Raw genomic sequence first — 18,617 nt, 5'->3', positions numbered from 1 at the left:
GGAGACTAGACCCAGCCCCAGCCGGCAAGGCGGCGGACGATGACGAAAGCGACCCATGTGCACAGGCCGACGACGACGGTGCCATAGACGAGGTCGACGAGCGTGATCGTCAGCGTCCAGGGCCGCAGCGTGGCGTAGTTGGTCAGGTCGTAGGTTGCATAGGCCAGCAGGCCGATAAGTGCGCCATTGAGCAAGGCGGCGCCCGCGCTTCCGTCACGCAGCGCGGGCATCAGCGCAAAATGGACTACGCCGAGCGGGAAGCCGAAATAAAACAGTGCCGCCGGCCAATAGCGTACCTGTTCCAGAAGAAGGTCACCGAGCGCAGGGCGATAGAGTTTGGCCGCCATGGTGCTCAGCCAGATGGCGTCACAAATGCCGAAAGCGACAAGAAAAGCGAGATAACCGGCAACGAAGCTCATCGTGACCTCCAGAGGTTCTGCGAAGAGATACGTCGCTTTCGCGCTCTTGGTTCAGAGCCGCCGGCGATCGAGAACGATAGGCCAGGAAATCCATTCTGATGAGGGCAGCGTATAGGCTTGCATGCTTCTTTGCACCGAACCGACCATTACGACCCGGATTGTCCGACGTACGATCGCGCCCCTGCTGGCTGGGCTCGGCCTGTCAGCATGCGCCGCCCTGCGACCGGGACGCCTGACCAACGGGGCACGTGATGTAGCCTATGGCCCGCATCCGCGGCAACGCATGGATATCTACGTGCCTTCCGGCGGCGGGAGCGCGCCGAAGCCGGTGGTCTTCTTCATTTATGGCGGGTCCTGGGCCAATGGCGCCAAGGACACCTATTCCTTCGTGGGAGACGCGCTGTCCGCTCGCGGCTTCGTCACCGTGATCGCTGATTATCGCCTGATCCCGGAGGTCCGCTTTCCCACCTTCATCGAGGACGGCGCGCAGGCACTACGTTTCGTGCGTGACAACATCGCGCGCTTCGGCGGCGCCCCGGAGGCGATCCACCTGATGGGACATTCGGCGGGCGCCTACAACGCGATGATGCTGACGCTGGACCAACGCTATCTCGCCTCCGTGGGCATGCGTGGCGGCGATATCCGGTCGATGGTCGGTCTGTCCGGCCCTTACGACTTTCTCCCATTCGATATCGACGTGACGAAGGAGGCGTTCGGTAATGCGCGCGACCCCGCCCGGACGCAGCCGATCAACTTTGCCAGGCGCGACGCACCGCCGGTCTTTCTGGCCACGGGATCGGAGGACACGACGGTCCTTCCGCACAACAGCGAGCGGCTTGCGCTGGCGCTCCGAGAGGCGGGCGCGCGATCGGTCTCTCTGAAGGTCTACCAGGGGCTCGGCCATGCTGGTACGGCCACTTCTCTGTCCCGGATTCTGCAGTGGCAAGCGCCGGTCCTCGACGACGTCGTCGTATTTCTAAAGACGTCAACGCGTCCGGTTATGGGAACTTAGCTTCAACTCTAAGGCAAATGCTGATGGCATCTTTCGCGAATTTGCATCCGGCGGAAGCTCCGGTGATCGTCTGGTTTCGCGATGATCTGCGGCTATGCGACAATCCCGCTTTATCTGCCGCGGCACAAAGCGGCCGGAGAATCCGCTGCGTTTTTGTGTACGACGAAGAATCTGACGGCCTGCGTCCTCTCGGAGCGGCAGCAAAATGGTGGCTCCATGGCGCGCTGGAGAATCTGGACAAGGACCTGCGTCAGCGCGGCACGCGTCTTTCAATCTATCGGGGTCGTGCGTCCGAATTGATCCCACGCCTCGCTAACATTAGCCAAGCGGCCATCGTTTACTGGAATGATCGATACGGCGAAGCCGAACGAAGGGTGGATTCGGCCGTACAATTGTCGCTTGAGCAGCGTCGCATCGATGCTCTCACCTTTAACGGCTCTTTGCTATACGACCCGGCAGCGATCAAAACCCAATCCGGCGAGCCTTTTCGAACGTTTTCCGCATTTTGGCGCGCAGCTTATCAAGCGGGCGACCCTGCACAGCCGCAACCGGCTCCAGCAGCACTGCAGGATTTGGGTGACTTTGGTGACAATCCGCCTGGGGCTGTCGCTCTGTCCGAGCTCCGCCTTGCGCCTCGGGGACCCGATTGGTCAGGCGGCCTCCGTTCCAATTGGCAACCTGGCGAGACCGGTGCCCAAACGCAGCTCAGGCATTTTCTAGATAACCATTTCGATACATATGCCGAGTGCAGGGACTTTCCCGATAGGCCAACGACATCTCGCCTTTCCCCCTACTTGCGCTTCGGAAATATTTCGCCTCGGCAGATATGGCATGCAGCTGAATCAAAGAATTCTGAAAGCGACGTAAAATCTTACCGGAACCTGGAGAAATTCCAGTCCGAGCTGGGCTGGCGAGAATTCTCATATTATTTACTGTATCATAATCCGACCTTAGCCGCCCGAAACCTCCAGTCGAAGTTCGACCGGATGCCGTGGCGAGAGGATCCCGTTTCGCTGCGAGCGTGGCAAGTTGGGAATACCGGTTATCCTCTGGTCGATGCTGGCATGCGTCAGCTGTGGACCACGGGGTGGATGCACAACCGGGTTCGCATGGTGGTCGCATCGTTCTTGGTCAAGCATCTCCTCATCGACTGGCGCCAGGGTGAGGCTTGGTTTTGGGATACTCTGGTCGACGCCGACCAGGCCAACAATGCGGCGAGCTGGCAATGGGTTGCCGGATCGGGCGCAGACGCGGCGCCCTACTTCCGCATCTTCAACCCCACTCTTCAGGGGGAAAAATTCGATTGCGGTGGGCATTACGCGAAAGCTTGGCTACCAGAATTATCGGGTCTGCCTCCACAAGATGTTCATCGCCCGTGGCAGGCATCATCCGCAGTCGAAGGGTATCCCACGCGCATCGTCGACCACGATTTTGCTCGTCGCCGCGCGCTCGACGCGTTTGAAGCGCTGGGCTGAGGCAAACGAGCAAAGTTCATCCCCACGAATTCAGCAGGCTGAGGCAACAACCCATACGGACCTGCCATGCCAAAGGACAAAACGCAGGGCTCGAATGCGCCGAAAAATCGACCTTCCAAGTAAGAAGTGCCCGGTTTGCCGCCGACAATTCAGCTGGCGCAGAAAATGGGCGCGCAACTGGGAGCAGGTCACATATTGCTCGAAGCGCTGCCGAGACACAAAAGGAAAGCCGCTTCAGAGATGAGAAAACTGATTTTTATCCTGGGCGATCAGCTTAGCCCTAATATCAGCTCGCTCACAGGAATCGATCGCGATACCGACATCGTTTGATGGTTGAGGTCGTTGAAGAGACGACCTACGTGCCACACCATAAGCAAAAGATTGCTTTCATTCTTTCAGCGATGCGGCACTTCGCGAATGAGCTTCGGAGCGCCGGCATCGAAGTCGACTACGTCGCGCTTGGGGACGCGGGCAATACCGGTTCCTTCTCGGCGGAGCTGGACCGCGCCATAGAGCGCCATAATCCAGATCGAATTGTGATTACCGAGCCCGGCGAGTGGCGGGTCCGACGCATGATGGATGACTGGGGCGGGAGGTTCGACCGACCTATCGAGATTCGTGCCGACGATCGCTTCCTATGCTCGATCGCGGACTTCCGGGCTTGGGCGGACGGCCGCAAGGATTACCGTATGGAATATTTCTATCGGGAGATGCGTCGGCGAACCGGTCTACTCATGGATGGTGATTATCCCGCTGGCGGCACCGGGAACCTTGACACATCCAATCGGAAGCCGCTGCCGGCATCGATCCAACCTCCAAAGCGCATTTGCTTTGATATCGATGAGATCACCGCTGAGGTCATAATGCTAACCAACCGGTGTTATCCAGATAATTTCGGTAATATTGATGCATTTAATTGGGCGGTTTCCAGAGAAGATGCGCTGGTTGCCCTAGCGCACTTTATAGAATTCTATTTGCCGTTGTTCGGAGACTATCAAGATGCGATGGCCGCAGACGAGCCGTTTCTGTTTCACGCAGTCCTATCGCCGTATCTCAATATCGGCCTCCTCAAACCATGGGAAGTTTGTATCGCTGCTGAAGCCGCGTTCCGAAGCGGTAGCGTGCCGCTCAACGCTGCAGAGGGGTTCATCCGTCAGATACTGGGCTGGCGTGAATATGTTCGAGGCATCTACTGGCTGGAAATGCCAGGATACAAGAGCAGGAATGCCCTATCCGCAACGAGACAGCTTCCCTGGTTTTACTGGTCGGGCGAAACAGACATGCATTGCCTGAAGTGTGCGATCGAGGATACCAAGCGCAGCGCATATGCCCATCATATTCAAAGACTGATGGTCACTGGAAATTTCGCGCTTCTGGCAGGAGTAAATCCAGCCGAGATCGAGGAATGGTACCTCGCATTCTATGCCGATGCATTTGAGTGGGTTGAGCTTCCAAACGTCCACGGAATGGTCACGTTCGCCGATGGCGGGCTACTGAGTTCCAAGCCGTATGCCGCCTCAGGCGCATACATCAATCGGATGTCGAATTATTGTCAAAGATGCGTCTATGATCCCAAAATTAAGACTGGTAGGGGTGCCTGCCCTTTCAATTTTCTTTACTGGAACTTTCTGATCCAAAACCGCAGTGCACTTTCACGAAACCCGCGCATGAAAATGGCTTACCGGACTCTCGACCACATGGAGCCGGTTAAAATTGCTGCCGTGCGGCGAGACGCTCGTGATTTTCTAGAGCAGATCAATGAAAATAGACCTCAAAAATTTCGCAGTAACCTGTTCGATTATAATTAAATGGCCGGTTGCTTGAATTCGAGTTGTAGTTCACGTTAATTATTCGGCGCAAAATTTCGATCAGCTTCAATGCAATATTGTCTGAAACTACATAATTTTTGCAAATTATTTGTCCAGATATCAGATTCTATCCGAAAGCATATCTGAAATCTGGGGAATGTCCTTGTCGCCTCGGCCGCAAAGGTTGACGACCATGAGGTGGGAAGCGTTTTTCGTCGGCGCAATTTCGCAAGCTCTGGCGATGGCGTGCGCCGGCTCCAGCGCCGGGATAATGCCTTCCAGCCGCGAGATCAGCTGGAAAGCTTCCAGCGCCTCTTCGTCGGTCGCCGAAAGATACTTCACGCGACCGACATCGTGCAGCCAGGAATGCTCCGGGCCGATGCCGGGATAGTCGAGCCCGGCCGAGATCGAATGGGCGTCCTTGATCTGCCCGTCATCGTCCATCAGCAGGAAGGTGCGGTTGCCGTGCAGTACGCCGGGGCGCCCGCCGGCTATGGATGCCGCGTGCAGGCCACTCAGGATGCCGTGACCCGCCGCCTCAACGCCGTAGATCTCGACCGAGGCGTCGTCGAGGAAGGGGTGGAACAGCCCCATCGCGTTCGAGCCGCCGCCGATGCAGGCGACGAGCGAATCCGGCAGGCGGCCTTCCGCCTCCTGCATCTGCTCCCGGGTCTCCTTGCCGATGATCGACTGGAAATCGCGCACCATCGCCGGATAGGGATGGGGGCCCGCGACCGTGCCGATGCAGTAGAAGGTCGTCGCGACATTGGTCACCCAGTCGCGCAGCGCCTCGTTCATCGCGTCCTTGAGCGTCTTCGTACCGGACTCGACCGGCACGACCGTGGCGCCGAGCATCTGCATGCGGAAGACGTTCGGCGCCTGCCGGGCGACGTCGACCGCGCCCATATAGACGATGCATTCCAGCCCGTAGCGGGCGCAGAGCGTCGCGGTCGCGACGCCGTGCTGGCCGGCGCCGGTCTCGGCGATGATGCGCTTCTTGCCCATGCGCCGCGCCAGCAAAATCTGGCCGAGCACGTTGTTCACCTTGTGGGAGCCGGTGTGGTTTAACTCGTCGCGTTTCAAGTAGATCCTTGCCCCGCCGAGGTGCTCGGTCAGGCGTTCGGCGAAGTAGAGCGCCGACGGCCTGCCGACATAATACTTCAGGCCGTTGGTCATCTCGGCGTGATAGGCGGGATCGGCCTTGGCTTCGTTATAGGCCTGCTCCAGCTCGAGGACGAGCGGCATCAGCGTCTCGGCGACGAAGCGCCCTCCAAAACGTCCGAACGAGCCCTGATCGTCGGGCATGGATCGCAGCGAGGCGTTGATCCCGCCGAGAGGCCGATTGAGACCCACCCTATCGGTAGCCATGATAGGTTTTATCCCCTGATGCAATGTAGGAAATGTTGCGTGTCATACGTTCTGGGAGTCACTTTAGATCTCCTCGGAATTCGATATTCGGACCGTCGAGGAGCTGGTATCCTCGACGCTTTGCGCCGCCTCCGAACAGCGGTAGGGCCAAACGCACCGACGCCCAGGTATCGTTCGTTGCAGCGAGCCGTCCTGCAAACTCCTGATGAGCCAGGTATGCCGCGATCTTCAGATTGATCGTCCCTCATCGTGGTCGAGCGTTAGCAGGCTACTGAAAAAGGCACTTCCCAACGGCGTGTTGGCGTGATTCCGTCCTTCCGGAGCGGACGGAGAGGTTCGATGCGCGGAACGGACGAGAGAGCGGGATCGCTGTTCAGCTACGTCGACCTGGAGAGCCGGATTCCGCCGAAGCATCCGCTGCGAGCGATCCGCGCGATTGTGAACGAGGCGCTCGCCACGCTCGATGCCGACTTCGCCGGGCTCTATGCGCGGATTGGCCGTCCCTCGATCCCGCCCGAGCAACTGCTCCGGGCCATGCTGCTGCAACTGTTCTACGCCATCCGCTCGGAGCGGCTTCTGGTCGAGCGGCTCGACTTCGATCTGTCGTTCCGCTGGTTCGTCGGGCTCGGCATCGACGACCGGGTCTGGGATGCCTCGACCTTCTCGAAGAACCGCGACCGTCTGCTCGATGGTGACGTCGCCGTCGCAGTGCTCGCCGCCATCCTCGATCAGCCTCGCGTGAAGCGGCTCCTCTCGACCGAGCACTTCTCGGTTGACGGCACCCTGATCGAGGCCTGGGCATCGATGAAGAGCTTCCGCCCGAAGGACGGCGGCGATGGGCAGGATCCACCGCCGAGCGGCGGCTCGACCAGTGACCGGAATGCCGTCCGCAATGGCGAAGTCGACTTTCACGGCGAGAAGCGCTCGAACGCGACGCATGCCTCGACCACCGATCCCGACGCGATGCTCTATCGCAAGAGCCCCGGCACCGGCGCGGTCCTCTGCTATATGGGCCACGTCCTGATGGAGAACCGCAACGGTCTCGTCGTCGACGCCGAAACCACCCGTGTGTCGGAGCACGCCGAGCGGATGGCGGCGGTCGAGATGATCAAGGGCGTCACATCGCCCTCGGGCAAGCGTCGGATCACGGTCGACGCGGATCGCGGCTTCGACACGCGCGACTTCGTCGAGGATCTCCGGGAACTCGGCGCGACGCCGCACATCGCCCAGAACACCGCGGGCCGACGATCGGCAATCGACGTCAGAACGACGCGGCACCCCGGATACGCCACGAGCATCCGGGTGAGGAAGCGGATCGAAGAGGTGTTCGGTTGGATCAAAGGCTCGGCCGGGCAGAGGAAAACGAAGGTCCGAGGGCTCGCCAAAGTGCGCTTCGCCTTCACGTTCGCTGCCGCCGCCTACAACCTCGTCAGGCTCCCCAAGCTCCTGGCGGCCTGAAACGAGGGCGAGGCGCGGCCAGACGCTCCGAGACGACCGCCGAAACGGCTTCGAAGACGGCCCGTGATAGGAGCGAAACCGCGCCGCACGGGCCTATTTCATCACCCTGTTAGGCCCTATTTCGCATCGGCGCTCAAAAAGTGAACCGACTGCCTTCAGGGCTCGTATTGAGTTCAAACTTACGCAGGAAGCCGTTTGCAATCGGATAATCGGAGAAAGCCGCAATCCAAACGCGCCATTCTTCGAAGAAGACTGCTTAAGAATAGAATTAATAGACCTTCTCCAGAATTCTCCAGATGAGGGAATGTAATATGATAGGATGCGATCAGGAGATTATTTCCCTGGGCAGCCGAGGCAGCCTGAATGTTGATCGAGCGATAGCTGAGTTTCGCTCCGGCCGCCCGGTGCTATTGCGGGACAACAACCGGCTCGTGCTGACGCTCCCTGCGGAGCTTGCCGACGAGGCGCTGCTGCGAGGGCTTGACGTGTTGGCTCGCGGGGCTGGCCACCTCGTGCTTAGCGCGGCGCGCCTGCGCCGCCTTGGCGCCAAGGGGCGCGGCGAGAGCGGCGTTTTTGTCCTGCCCGCCATCGATCTGGATCGGATCGAGACGCTGGCCCTGAAGATCGATGCACGGATAAATGCGCCAATCGCGCCGGCTTCTGCCCAAGACGAGGCAGCGCTGGAGCTCGCCCGTCTATCGCTCGTCCTGCCCGCCGTAATTGTCGTGTCGGTAACCGAAGCGGACATCGCCGGCGAGCCGCTGGTCGAGGTCGCGCTCGCCGCGATCAACGGCTATCGTGCCGAACAGGCAGCTTCTCTCAAGATTGCCGGCCGTGCCCCGGTGCCGCTCGAAGGCGCGCCGGAGACCGAGTTCGTTGTCTTCCGAGGCGGCGAGGGTCTGCGTGACCAGGTCGCGATCGTCGTCGGCAAGCCGGACCTGGACTCGGCCGTGCCCGTGCGGCTGCATTCGGCTTGTCTCACCGGCGATCTTTTCGGCTCGCTCAAATGCGATTGCGGCGACCAGTTGCGTGAGACGGTACGGTGGATGGCCGAGAATCGCGGCGGCATCTTGCTCTATCTGGACCAGGAAGGACGCGGAAATGGCATTTCTAACAAGATGCGCGCCTACCGGCTGCAGAGCAAAGGGTGGGATACTTACGACGCTGATGAAGTTCTGGGCTTTGACCTGGATCAGCGCCATTTCGACTTTGCGGCGACCATGCTGAAGCAGCTTGGCGTCTCACGTATCGTGGCCCTGACCAACAACCCGCAGAAGATCGGGGCGATCGAGGCCGCGGGCATTGAAGTCGCGGCAAGCCAACGGGTTCTGGGACGCCCGAACGTCCACAATGTCCGCTATCTCGCTTCCAAGCGCGACCGTGCCGGTCATTTCATCGACATGAAAGCTCTAAGCGGGATCTCTCCTGCGTGACCATCTCGTTACAGGATCGGCGGACATCAAACGCTTCGATTTCGCTGCCGTTCCAGTGCCCGCGTTACTTTTGGCCTCGCAAATATGACCGATCATCATTCACGTCCTGCGACAGCTGCGGCCGATTATGAGCTCGCGTCCTTTCCTAACGGCGGGATAGCAGTCGTCTTCGGTGGTGGCGGCGGGATCGGCGGGGCATTGCTTGATGCAATCAGCTCTGCAGATCGATTTGAGCGTGTGATTGCGCTCAGCCGCAGCAGTTCGCCATCGATAGACCTTCTCGACGAAGCCACCATCGAACGGGCTGCTAAGTTTGCCGGCGATCAAGGCGAACTTCGTCTCGTGGTAGATGCGACCGGGTTTCTGCACGATGATCGTCAACGACCCGAGAAGACCTGGCGGGAAATTAATTCGGTCAATCTAGCGCGTTCCTTTGCACTCAATTCGATCGGACCGGCGCTTATTATGAAGCATATACTCCCGCTGCTGCCGCGGTCTGGCAAAGCTGTCTTCGCGACGCTGTCTGCCCGAGTTGGAAGCATCGCTGATAATCAACTGGGGGGCTGGTATTCCTATCGGGCATCTAAAGCCGCGCTCAATCAACTCGTTCGGACTGCGGCTGTTGAATTGGCTCGTCGATCTCCTGAAGCGCTGTGCATTGCCTTGCATCCCGGTACAGTCGCCACGAAGCTATCCGAACCCTTCACCGCCCACGGGCTGGAGGTTCACCCTCCCGCTACGGCCGCGCGACATCTTCTCTCGGTGGTCGAGCAACTAGAAGCAGACGCCACCGGAGGCTTTTACGACTGGCGTGGCCAACCCGTAGCTTGGTGACGTGCAAATATTGAATATGCTCGAATTGCATCCTCCGTTTAAGGCAAAAACTGCAAAGCAATCGCTTTTGAGTATTGGCTGTATAACTGCTCCAGTACGCGACATCGGATAATACCATGGGTGATCGACCTATCGCCATTATTGACGGCAGGCGCATTTATGACAACGCTCCGACAACGGTTTTCATACTGGCATGTAACGCCGCAGGTCAGATCTTGCTTGTTCGGCGCGCGACGGAGCCTGGCTATGGACTGCTTGGACTGCCCGGGGGATATCAGATGCGAGGCGAAACCTGGCAAGAAGCTGGTTTACGAGAATTATTTGAAGAAACGGGTTACGTTATTGATCCGTCTCAATTGGAATTTATTTCTATAAAAACTGATATTTATCAAAATAATCTCATTATTGCGCGCTCTAAGTCGGATTTATATCCGATATCGTCGGAAAATCTCGAATCTTTAGAAGTAATATTTACTTCCGATATCGGATCGCGGAATGAATGGGCCCATGAAGATCTATTTGATGCAGCAGACGTATTTACCTGCAAACTGAAATATCATTTTCAATCGCCTTGCAGAACAGAAACGCGCGATCCCTAAGACGTGGGTCGATCTCAAGGTCGTGGCTGATGTCAGGTGATCTCGCTTCGCATGTCGAGATCGGGCGCGGCACCATTGTCAGGTGCCTCGGTCACGCTGGCTCCAGAGAGAGCGTCGGCTGGACCAGCCGGCGCACAAGTGGATTGGGAAACCGTCGCGCCATAGTGACGGCGTAGAATGTCTCGGCGATACCGGGCAGAGGGTCACCTTCGACCAGCACGCCGCTCACAATCTCGTCTTTCACCACAATCGGCGGGAGGACCGCCAGCCCAACATCCTCGCGCGCGAGCAGGCGCATCATCGCCATGTCCTCGACTTCAGCGACGATCTGTGGCCTGACGCCGAGACTGTCCACGAGGGCGTCGAACCCTGTACGCACGCTGTTGTCCAAGGTGGGCAGGATCACAGGATGTGCCCTCAGCCGATCGGCCAAACTCGCGCTGCCGCGCAAACGATCGGGGGTACCCACCAGGCTGACCGCATGAGCGGCGAGACGGTGTGCGACCAGCGGGGTGACTGCGTCGCTTGCGGGTGCCTGGTTGATCAGCACCACGTCAAGGTTGAGCGCTTCGAGCGCGCGCAGCAACTCGGCGACGCTCCCTGAGCGAAGGATCAGGTCGATGTCGGTGCGGCCGAGAACGGGACGCAGAAACTCCATCTGGAAGTTGCGCGACAGGGTAGCGAGCGAACCAACTCGCAGCGCCTGCCGCGCCGCGCCCGCCTCGCGTAGTGTGCCGAGGAGCTCTTCCCCAGTAGCGAAGATTGCGTCGGCGTGGTCGAGGACTATTCGTCCGGCCTCGGTCAGATGCAGCTGTCGCCCCCGCCGTTCGAACAGCGTATGGCCGAGGCGCTGCTCAAGTTTACGGATCTGCACTGACAGGGCCGACTGGGTGAGATTCAACCGCTCCGCTGTACGCGTCAGGTTGCCGTCATGAGCGACCGCCCAGAAGTAGCGCAGGTGGTTGTAGTTGAGATTCCCCATATCGTTCGATAATAGCGAACGAGTCTGCATATACAATGCATTTTTCTACGGCCCATGCCGTTGGTATCGGGAGGCATCCTGACCTATCGTTCATGGGGATGCCTTGTCCTATTACCTGCTCCCGCTTGCAGCGCCTCTGCCGCTGCTGTTCGCCGCCGTCTTGGCTTTCGCCCGGCCAGGAAGGCGGCCACCCTTCGTCCCCGCCGTCGCGGAAGCCTCCGCATTTGGTGCGTTGCTAATTGCCATCGGTGCCCTCGTCCTACTGATCATATGCGGCCCTGGAGATAGCGGGCTGATCGGTTTCACCGGCGTCGGCCTCTCGGTCCGGCTCGATGCGGTCAGCGCGACCATGCTTCTGCTGGTCGCCTTCGTCGGCTGGATCGTTGTGCGGTATGCTCGCACCTACCTCGACGGTGAGATGCGGCAAGGTGCATTTACGGGCTTGCTCTGCGTTGCGCTCGCTGCCGTGCTGCTGCTGGTCCAGGCCGGTAATCTGGTTCAGTTGGCGGCAGCCTGGATCACGACCAGCGTCGCCCTGCATCATCTACTGCTCTTCTACCCCGACCGAGTGGCGGCCCAGCGCGCGGCGCGCAAGAAGGGGATGTTCTCGAAGATCGGTGCTCTTGCACTGCTTTTCGCTATGACCCTCATTTGGATGAGGTTCGGTACGAGTGATATCGCAACCATCAACCGGCTCGCCCGCACCGCCGACTCTTCCTGGCATATCCTCTTTGCGGCGGGTCTGCTCGCGCTCGCCGCCCTGCTGAAGTCAGCGCAGTTCCCGACGCATGGCTGGCTCACCGAAGTTATGGAGGCGCCGACACCGGTTTCAGCGCTGCTGCATGCCGGGGTGATCAATGGCGGCGGCTTTCTGCTGATCCGCTTCGCCGACGTAATGCTATCGGCACCGGGCGTGCTCGCAGTCCTGGCCATGTTGGGGGGCTTCACGGCGCTGTTCGGCGCGCTGGTCATGCTCACACAGCCGGCAGTCAAAACCTCGCTGGCCTGGTCTACCGTCGCTCAGATGGGCTTCATGATGTTGCAATGCGGGCTAGCGTTATTCCCGCTAGCGCTGCTCCATATCGTCGCCCACTCCCTCTACAAGGCCCACGCGTTCCTGGCGTCAGGCGGCGCCGTCGAGCAGGTTGCTGCCAGTTGTCGGCCAGGGCCGGTTGCGGTCCCCGATGGATCAGCCGTCGGCCGCGCCTTCCTGATCGCGCTCGCGATTTATGGCGCCATCGGCGCGGGGTTCGGCTTTGCCTTCGGGTTCGACCACAAGTCGCCGCAGGCGTTTGCGCTCGGCGCCATCCTCATCTTCGGCGTCGCATATCTGCTTGCGCAGGGCCTCGCCGACTCGGCGCCGCGTGAACTGACACGCAAGACTTCACTCTACGCCTGCGCCGCTGCGGTCGGCTACTTCGCCCTTCAAACCACGTCCGAATGGTTGACAGATGGTGTGCTGCCGGCGCCGCCGGCCCCGGGTCGCCTCGAATGGACGCTGATGGTGCTCGCGGTGCTGAGCTTCGGGCTGGTTGCGGCGGCGCAGGCGCTATTCCCACTTTGGGCCTCGCATCCCGCCGCCGCTTGTCTGCGCGTCCATCTCTCCAACGGCCTTTATGTCAACGCAACATTGGATCGGCTGCTCGGCGGCTGGTCCGTCCGCAAGGCGTCGTGAGCACATATAACAGGAGGCAGACCGATGCTGATGACCCCGACTTATGCAATCGACCTTTCCGCAGAGGCTATACTGGCGGCAGCCGACCGCGCTGCGCGTGCTATTCCCCCGCTTTGGCCGCTCGCTTCGAGCGTTGCGGTCAATCCGTTCATCGGACAGACCGGCGAGCCGCTAGCGACGGCATCGGCACGGCTGAGGCGTACGGCCGGCGTCGCGATCACCATGCCGCGGGCCTGGTACGCGGAACGACTTCAAAATGGCAAGATCAACGGTGCAGATCTTGAGGGAGCCTACGATGCGGCCTCTGCCACGCTAAAGCCCGAAACGTTCGCCGAATTCGTCGATGCGGCTCGCAAGCCAACAAATCCATCCGACGCAATTCCGACGGTTGCGGAGCTCGCACGCGATGCGTCGCTGCTTGATTGGCCAAGCTTCGTGAGCGACCGCATCAGCCACTGGGCCGCGGGCTATTTCGATCAGGGTCAGGCGCTCTGGGGCCTGCCGTCACGCGGGGCCTATCAGGCCTGGCGGGCCGTGGCCACTCACGATTTGACGCCGGAGATCGCCGGCCTCGCTGGCTTTGCCCAGACCGTGGCCGATATGCCCGAGACCGCCGAGGCCGCACTCTTCGAGAGCGTCGCCCGCCTTTGCCTGCCCGAGGCTGCGCTGGAGAGTTATTTCCACCGGCTTCTGACGAGCCTCGGCGGCTGGGCGCAGGTCGCACGCTACCGGCTCTGGCAGGCCGAGCTTGCAGGAGCGACCGACCCGAGCGTCACCGACCTGCTCGCGATCCGGCTCGCCTGGGAGGCCGCGCTGTTGCGTCATGAGCCAACTATTCAGTCCCAATGGCAAGGCGTCGTGGCAGCCCATGCCAAGCCGGTCATCGCCACACTGGACGATGGCATCAATGCAATCCTGCAGGAGGCGGCTGAGCGCGGCGCTCAAAGGCGGCTCCAGGCGCTCTTCGCCAGCAATTCACCGACAGCGGAATCGATCGACCGCCCCGTTCTGCAGATGGCCTTCTGCATCGACGTGCGCTCGGAGGTATTCAGGCGAGCCCTGGAAAGCCTCGATCCAGGAATCCGGACGATCGGCTTCGCAGGCTTCTTCGGGCTCGGTATCGGGCATCGCCGCTTCGCCTCGAATGTGGTCGAGGCGCGTTTGCCGGTGCTGCTGACGCCCGGTGTGTTCACCTGTTCGGGCGAGCCGACACCTGAGGTCGAGCGGAGCGACTTGGCCGCGCGGATTACGGCCCGCGCTAGTCGCGCCTGGGGCCGCTTCAAGCTGGCCGCGATCTCATCCTTCGCCTTCGTCGAGGCGACGGGACCGGTTTATATCGGCAAGCTGCTGCGCGACGGCCTCGGTCTGGTTTGCCAGCACGCGCCCAACGACCCCGCGCCGCGCCCGACCGAGGCGCTCGACCTCGAGACGCGACTGACCATGGCTGCGAGCGTGCTGAAGGCGATGTCGCTGACCGACGGCTTCGCGCGGCTCGTTCTGATCGCGGGGCACGGTGCAAATGTCGTCAATAACCCGCATGCAAGTGCGCTCCATTGTGGCGCCTGCGGTGGCTATTCTGGCGAAGTCAATGCGCGGCTGCTTGCCACCCTGCTAAATGATCGCGAGGTACGCGCCGGCCTTGCTACACGCGGCATCGCCATTCCCCAAGACACGCTATTCCTGGGCGCGCTGCACGACACCACGACCGATGCGGTAAAGCTCTACGATGCCGATCATCCCTCGGCATCCCATGCAGCGGATCTCGACCAGGCGAGGCGCTGGCTGGTGTCCGCAGGCGCGCTTGCGCGTGGGGAGCGGGCGCTGCGGCTGCCTCGTGCTGAACGCGCGGCGGACATCTCGCACCGCGCCCGGGACTGGGCTGAGCTGCAGCCCGAATGGGCGCTCGCCGGCTGTCAAGCATTCATCGCCGCACCCCGCACGCGCAGCGCCGGGCGCGACCTTGCGGGCCGCGCCTTCCTGCACGACTACGACTGGCGGATAGACGGTGACTTCGGCGTGCTCGAACTAATCCTGACCGCGCCGGTTGTCGTCGCCAGCTGGATCAGCCTGCAGTATTACGGCTCGACAGTCGCACCCGACCTCTTCGGCGCGGGGAACAAGCTCCTACACAACGTCACCGGCGGCATCGGCGTCGTCGAGGGCAATGGCGGGCTGCTGCGCGCCGGCCTGCCCTGGCAGTCGGTCCACGACGGCGAGCAGCTGATGCACGAGCCGCTGCGCTTGTCCTTACTGATCGAGGCGCCGCGCGAGGCGATTGGCGCAATCTTGGAACGTCATCCGCAAGTCCGCGCCCTGTTTGACAATCGCTGGCTCCACCTCTTCGCGCTCGACGAACAGGGTCGCATGGCATGGCGCTACGTCGGCGATATGCGCTGGGAGAGCATCGCGCCGAATATAGAAACGGCGGACAAAAGGCTATAGGTAATGGCGTAACGGACATCCTGGCACATCTCGCCGCCATCGGGCTACGACACACAGTTGCTTCGGAGGGCACAGCAATAGGCAGTTTTGCCTCGTAGAACCGGAGTGTGGCAGCTTGGCGAAGTAGCAGGTATAGTCCGCCACACGAATGTTGAGTTCCTGTGAGCGAGGCTTTGCCTCAAAATGGCCCGGTGCCTCTTGAGGGCACCGGGTTCTTGATCAGGCGTGGCCGCGTGAGCCTTGCCTGCGGTTGCTCGCGAATGCGGCAACGTCGGGGGCGAGAAGATCGTGCTTTTCCGCCCAGGACGCGAAAAGACCGCGCGCCGTCTCCGGTTCAATCTCGCCGCGGAGCGCCGCCAGGCAGGCCTTCAGCGCGAAGCCGTGGACCGGATCGCGCCTGCTCACCGGCCAGTCGGCCAGGAACATGTAGGCCTCCATGGCAGACGCGATCGCCGCCGGGTGCCCGAGCCCGGTCAAGATCACGACCGGCCTCTCGAAGTCGTCTGATGTCGTCATGCAGCCCTCCCTCGGTTGGGAGTCATTGCCAACGTTGCCATAGCCATATCCTCCTCGAAGCAACATGGGTCCGGTTTGGTTGATCGCCGCGTCGGGCACGCTGTCGGCGGCTGCCATGATTTTAGGATGGGTGCTTCTCGGATCAAGCCCTCCGAAGCATCGACCTCAATGGAGCCGGAACTCGCCACTGACCGCACTAAGGTCGGCCGGCCCGATCAGGTCCTTGTGAGCCACGGTGATGCGGAACAACTTGCCGTCGAGCTTGGCCTGCCAGAAGGCGAGGAACTTGTTGAGCTCGGGGAAGCGCGGGGCGAGGTCGTAATCCTGCCAGATGTATTCCTGCAGGATCGAAGGATGGTCGGGCAGGCGGTAGAGGATCCCCGCGGTAGTCAATCCGTAGCCAGCGATCTGGCGGGCGAAGTCTGTCGAAGCCATTCCTTTCAGCTCCCTGGTTTCACTGCGCCGATGGCAGCGGATTCTCAACGCCCTGGCAAGCTAAAAGGTTGCGTTTGTGGTGCCTTTTCAGCCCGTTAGCACTCTATCAAAAAAAGTGCTGCCGACCTCTTGAAAGCAAAAATCGGGTAACCCAAATCATCGCGCGGGCACGGCGCCTCAGGGCGCGCGGAACCTCGCCGCAAGACCTGAACAGGGCCGGCCCGCCTTGACATGTAAGGGACATGGAAACTGGAGGAACTCATGAAGTTTCGGCCACTGCATGACCGCGTCGTCGTGAAGCGCATCGACGCCGAGGAGAAGACAAAGGGCGGGATCATCATTCCCGACACCGCCCAGGAAAAGCCGCAGGAGGGCGAGGTCGTCGCCGTCGGCGCTGGCGCGCGCGACGAGACCGGCAAGCTCGTGCCGCCCGACGTCAAGGTCGGCGACCGCGTGCTCTTCGGCAAATGGAGCGGCACCGAGGTCAAGATCGATGGCCAGGACCTTCTGATCATGAAGGAGTCCGACATCATGGGCGTCGTCGAGACGACTGCCGCCCTCAAGAAGGCCGCCTGACGGGGCCTCATCCCCATCATCAACCTGAAACCTCAAGTCTGAAGGAGTGAGGAATCATGGCTGCGAAGGACGTGAAGTTTTCGCAGGACGCGCGCGAGCGGATGCTGCGCGGCGTCGACACCCTGGCGAATGCCGTGAAGGTTACGCTGGGCCCCAAGGGCCGCAACGTCGTGATCGAGAAGTCGTTCGGCGCCCCGCGCATCACCAAGGATGGCGTCACCGTCGCCAAGGAGATCGAGCTTTCCGACAAGTTCGAGAACATGGGCGCCCAGATGGTCCGCGAGGTGGCGTCGAAGCAGAACGACGCCGCCGGCGACGGCACCACGACCGCGACCGTGCTCGCCCAGGCGATCGTCCGCGAAGGTGCCAAGGCGGTCGCGGCCGGCATCAATCCGATGGATCTGAAGCGCGGCATCGACCTTGCCGTCGAGGCGGTGACCAAGTCGCTCGGCGAGCATTCCAAGACCATCACCGGCTCGGAGGAGGTCGCCCAGGTCGGCACCATCTCCGCTAATGGCGACCGCACGATCGGCGAGATGATCGCCGAGGCGATGAAGAAGGTCGGCAACGAGGGTGTCATCACCGTCGAGGAAGCCAAGACCGCCGAGACCGAGCTCGACGTCGTCGAAGGCATGCAGTTCGATCGCGGATACCTTTCCCCCTATTTCGTGACCAACTCGGAGAAGATGGTCGCCGAGCTGGAAGACCCTTACATCCTGATCCATGAAAAGAAGCTCTCGGGTCTCCAGACGATGCTGCCGCTTTTGGAAGCGGTGGTGCAGACCGGCAAGCCGCTGTTGATCGTAGCGGAAGATGTCGAGGGCGAGGCTCTCGCCACGCTCGTCGTCAACAAGCTCCGGGGCGGCCTCAAGATCGCCGCCGTCAAGGCTCCAGGCTTCGGCGATCGCCGCAAGGCCATGCTGGAAGACATCGCGATCCTGACCGGGGGCACCGCGATCAGCGAGGATCTCGGCATCAAGCTGGAAACCGTCACGCTCGACATGCTCGGCCGCGCCAAGAAGGTCCGGATCGAGAAGGAGAACACCACCATCGTCGATGGCGCTGGCGCGAAGGCCGAGATCGACGCCCGGGTCGCGCAGATCAAGGCGCAGATCGAGGAAACCACCTCGGATTACGACCGCGAGAAGCTGCAGGAGCGTTTGGCCAAGCTCGCTGGCGGTGTCGCGGTGATCCGCGTCGGCGGGGCGACGGAGGTCGAGGTGAAGGAGAAGAAGGACCGCGTCGACGATGCCCTGAACGCCACCCGCGCAGCGGTCGAGGAAGGCATCCTGCCGGGCGGTGGCGTCGCCCTGCTGCGCGCAGTCAAGGCGCTCGAAGGGCTCGTGCCCGGCAATGACGATCAGCGTACCGGCATCGAGATCGTCCGCAAGGCGATCACCGCGCCCGCCCGCCAGATCGTCGAGAATGCCGGCGATGACGGCGCGGTCGTGGTCGGCAAGCTGTTGGAGTCTCCCGATTACGCCTGGGGCTACGACGCCCAAACTGGCGAGTATGGCGATCTGGTCAAGGCCGGCATCATCGACCCGACCAAGGTCGTCCGCACGGCGATCCAGGACGCGGCATC

General features: G+C 61.1%; 17 protein-coding genes. 12 read left to right on the top strand and 5 right to left on the bottom strand.

Going from position 1 to position 18,617, the window contains the following annotated elements; genetic code table 11:
* Positions 1–5: 5 nt before the first annotated feature.
* Positions 6–419: a DUF2177 family protein gene (locus J0I42_RS09605; protein ID WP_291654606.1), complete on the bottom strand. Its 414-nt coding sequence runs from the start codon at positions 417–419 to the stop codon at positions 6–8.
* Between the two features lie 283 nt (positions 420–702).
* Between J0I42_RS09605 and J0I42_RS09600 the strand changes: the two genes are divergently transcribed.
* The 4 genes from J0I42_RS09600 to J0I42_RS09585 all read left to right on the top strand — a co-directional run bounded on the left by J0I42_RS09600 (position 703) and on the right by J0I42_RS09585 (position 4,714).
* The gene (locus J0I42_RS09600) at positions 703–1,431 is read left to right on the top strand and encodes an alpha/beta hydrolase (RefSeq protein ID WP_291654605.1); all 729 of its coding nucleotides are present in this window, start codon (positions 703–705) and stop codon (positions 1,429–1,431) included.
* Between the two features lie 23 nt (positions 1,432–1,454).
* Positions 1,455–2,906 carry a cryptochrome/photolyase family protein gene (locus J0I42_RS09595; RefSeq protein ID WP_291654604.1) on the top strand — a complete coding sequence of 484 codons (1,452 nt, stop codon included), beginning with the start codon at positions 1,455–1,457 and terminating at the stop codon, positions 2,904–2,906.
* Positions 2,794–3,150 (top strand): DUF2256 domain-containing protein, encoded by a 357-nt coding sequence (locus J0I42_RS23980; protein ID WP_366509815.1) that lies wholly within the window; start codon positions 2,794–2,796, stop codon positions 3,148–3,150. The genes J0I42_RS09595 and J0I42_RS23980 overlap by 113 nt, the downstream gene beginning before the upstream one ends.
* A gap of 85 nt (positions 3,151–3,235) precedes the next feature.
* Positions 3,236–4,714 carry a cryptochrome/photolyase family protein gene (locus J0I42_RS09585; protein WP_366509814.1) on the top strand — a complete coding sequence of 493 codons (1,479 nt, stop codon included), beginning with the start codon at positions 3,236–3,238 and terminating at the stop codon, positions 4,712–4,714.
* Between the two features lie 120 nt (positions 4,715–4,834).
* Here the strand turns inward: J0I42_RS09585 and trpB are convergent, their stop codons facing one another.
* Positions 4,835–6,082, bottom strand: a complete 1,248-nt coding sequence (gene trpB, locus J0I42_RS09580; protein ID WP_291654602.1) for a tryptophan synthase subunit beta — start codon at positions 6,080–6,082, stop codon at positions 4,835–4,837.
* 339 nt (positions 6,083–6,421) lie between these two features.
* Here trpB and J0I42_RS09575 point away from each other — a divergent pair, with 339 nt between their 5' ends.
* The 4 genes from J0I42_RS09575 (at position 6,422) to J0I42_RS09560 (ending at position 10,406) form a co-directional block, all read left to right on the top strand.
* Complete coding sequence (locus tag J0I42_RS09575) at positions 6,422–7,540, top strand: IS5 family transposase (RefSeq protein ID WP_291654601.1); 1,119 nt, start codon at positions 6,422–6,424, stop codon at positions 7,538–7,540.
* A 311-nt stretch (positions 7,541–7,851) separates the two neighbouring features.
* A complete protein-coding gene (ribA, locus tag J0I42_RS09570; protein WP_291654600.1) occupies positions 7,852–8,973 on the top strand; it encodes a GTP cyclohydrolase II RibA in 1,122 nt (373 codons plus the stop codon).
* A gap of 84 nt (positions 8,974–9,057) precedes the next feature.
* Positions 9,058–9,807, top strand: a complete 750-nt coding sequence (locus tag J0I42_RS09565) for an SDR family oxidoreductase (RefSeq protein ID WP_291654599.1) — start codon at positions 9,058–9,060, stop codon at positions 9,805–9,807.
* Positions 9,808–9,923: 116 nt separating this feature from the next.
* Positions 9,924–10,406: an NUDIX domain-containing protein gene (locus tag J0I42_RS09560; RefSeq protein ID WP_291654598.1), complete on the top strand. Its 483-nt coding sequence runs from the start codon at positions 9,924–9,926 to the stop codon at positions 10,404–10,406.
* Positions 10,407–10,497: 91 nt separating this feature from the next.
* On the opposite strand, the gene J0I42_RS09555 is transcribed toward J0I42_RS09560, so the two are convergent.
* Positions 10,498–11,388: a LysR family transcriptional regulator gene (locus J0I42_RS09555; protein ID WP_291654745.1), complete on the bottom strand. Its 891-nt coding sequence runs from the start codon at positions 11,386–11,388 to the stop codon at positions 10,498–10,500.
* Positions 11,389–11,491: 103 nt separating this feature from the next.
* On the opposite strand from J0I42_RS09555, the gene J0I42_RS09550 reads away from it, so the two are divergent.
* Positions 11,492–13,063, top strand: coding sequence for a proton-conducting transporter transmembrane domain-containing protein (locus J0I42_RS09550; protein WP_291654597.1), 1,572 nt, complete (start codon positions 11,492–11,494; stop codon positions 13,061–13,063).
* Positions 13,064–13,087: 24 nt separating this feature from the next.
* The gene (locus J0I42_RS09545) at positions 13,088–15,505 is read left to right on the top strand and encodes a YbcC family protein (protein WP_465247667.1); all 2,418 of its coding nucleotides are present in this window, start codon (positions 13,088–13,090) and stop codon (positions 15,503–15,505) included.
* Between the two features lie 219 nt (positions 15,506–15,724).
* On the opposite strand, the gene J0I42_RS09540 is transcribed toward J0I42_RS09545, so the two are convergent.
* Together J0I42_RS09540 and J0I42_RS09535 are read right to left on the bottom strand one after the other, a co-directional pair.
* Positions 15,725–16,021 (bottom strand): DUF982 domain-containing protein, encoded by a 297-nt coding sequence (locus J0I42_RS09540; protein WP_291654596.1) that lies wholly within the window; start codon positions 16,019–16,021, stop codon positions 15,725–15,727.
* A 165-nt stretch (positions 16,022–16,186) separates the two neighbouring features.
* Positions 16,187–16,456: an usg protein gene (locus tag J0I42_RS09535; protein WP_291654595.1), complete on the bottom strand. Its 270-nt coding sequence runs from the start codon at positions 16,454–16,456 to the stop codon at positions 16,187–16,189.
* 261 nt (positions 16,457–16,717) lie between these two features.
* Here J0I42_RS09535 and groES point away from each other — a divergent pair, with 261 nt between their 5' ends.
* Both groES and groL read left to right on the top strand, forming a co-directional pair.
* Complete coding sequence (groES, locus tag J0I42_RS09530) at positions 16,718–17,032, top strand: co-chaperone GroES (protein WP_291654594.1); 315 nt, start codon at positions 16,718–16,720, stop codon at positions 17,030–17,032.
* A 56-nt stretch (positions 17,033–17,088) separates the two neighbouring features.
* Positions 17,089–18,617: chaperonin GroEL (gene groL, locus J0I42_RS09525; protein WP_291654593.1), on the top strand; the 1,529-nt coding region annotated here is incomplete at its 3' end.

Source organism: Allobosea sp., from assembly GCF_017308015.1.
Classification (GTDB): domain Bacteria; phylum Pseudomonadota; class Alphaproteobacteria; order Rhizobiales; family Beijerinckiaceae; genus Allobosea.
The sequence above is the reverse complement of the archived record's forward strand: the minus strand, read 5'-3'. Positions and strand labels throughout refer to the sequence as shown.

Bases quoted from the DNA above. Each gene is read 5' to 3' on its own strand.
- J0I42_RS09595 (WP_291654604.1), top strand. From the start codon at position 1,455: ATGGCATCTTTCGCGAATTTGCATCCGGCGGAAGCTCCGGTGATCGTC.
- J0I42_RS09545 (WP_465247667.1), top strand. From the start codon at position 13,088: ATGCTGATGACCCCGACTTATGCAATCGACCTTTCCGCAGAGGCTATA.
- J0I42_RS09575 (WP_291654601.1), top strand. From the start codon at position 6,422: ATGCGCGGAACGGACGAGAGAGCGGGATCGCTGTTCAGCTACGTCGAC.
- ribA (WP_291654600.1), top strand. From the start codon at position 7,852: ATGATAGGATGCGATCAGGAGATTATTTCCCTGGGCAGCCGAGGCAGC.
- J0I42_RS09540 (WP_291654596.1), bottom strand. From the start codon at position 16,021: ATGACGACATCAGACGACTTCGAGAGGCCGGTCGTGATCTTGACCGGG.
- J0I42_RS09565 (WP_291654599.1), top strand. From the start codon at position 9,058: ATGACCGATCATCATTCACGTCCTGCGACAGCTGCGGCCGATTATGAG.
- J0I42_RS09560 (WP_291654598.1), top strand. From the start codon at position 9,924: ATGGGTGATCGACCTATCGCCATTATTGACGGCAGGCGCATTTATGAC.
- groES (WP_291654594.1), top strand. From the start codon at position 16,718: ATGAAGTTTCGGCCACTGCATGACCGCGTCGTCGTGAAGCGCATCGAC.
- J0I42_RS09605 (WP_291654606.1), bottom strand. From the start codon at position 419: ATGAGCTTCGTTGCCGGTTATCTCGCTTTTCTTGTCGCTTTCGGCATT.
- J0I42_RS23980 (WP_366509815.1), top strand. From the start codon at position 2,794: ATGTTCATCGCCCGTGGCAGGCATCATCCGCAGTCGAAGGGTATCCCA.
- J0I42_RS09585 (WP_366509814.1), top strand. From the start codon at position 3,236: ATGGTTGAGGTCGTTGAAGAGACGACCTACGTGCCACACCATAAGCAA.
- trpB (WP_291654602.1), bottom strand. From the start codon at position 6,082: ATGGCTACCGATAGGGTGGGTCTCAATCGGCCTCTCGGCGGGATCAAC.
- J0I42_RS09600 (WP_291654605.1), top strand. From the start codon at position 703: ATGGATATCTACGTGCCTTCCGGCGGCGGGAGCGCGCCGAAGCCGGTG.
- J0I42_RS09535 (WP_291654595.1), bottom strand. From the start codon at position 16,456: ATGGCTTCGACAGACTTCGCCCGCCAGATCGCTGGCTACGGATTGACT.
- J0I42_RS09555 (WP_291654745.1), bottom strand. From the start codon at position 11,388: ATGGGGAATCTCAACTACAACCACCTGCGCTACTTCTGGGCGGTCGCT.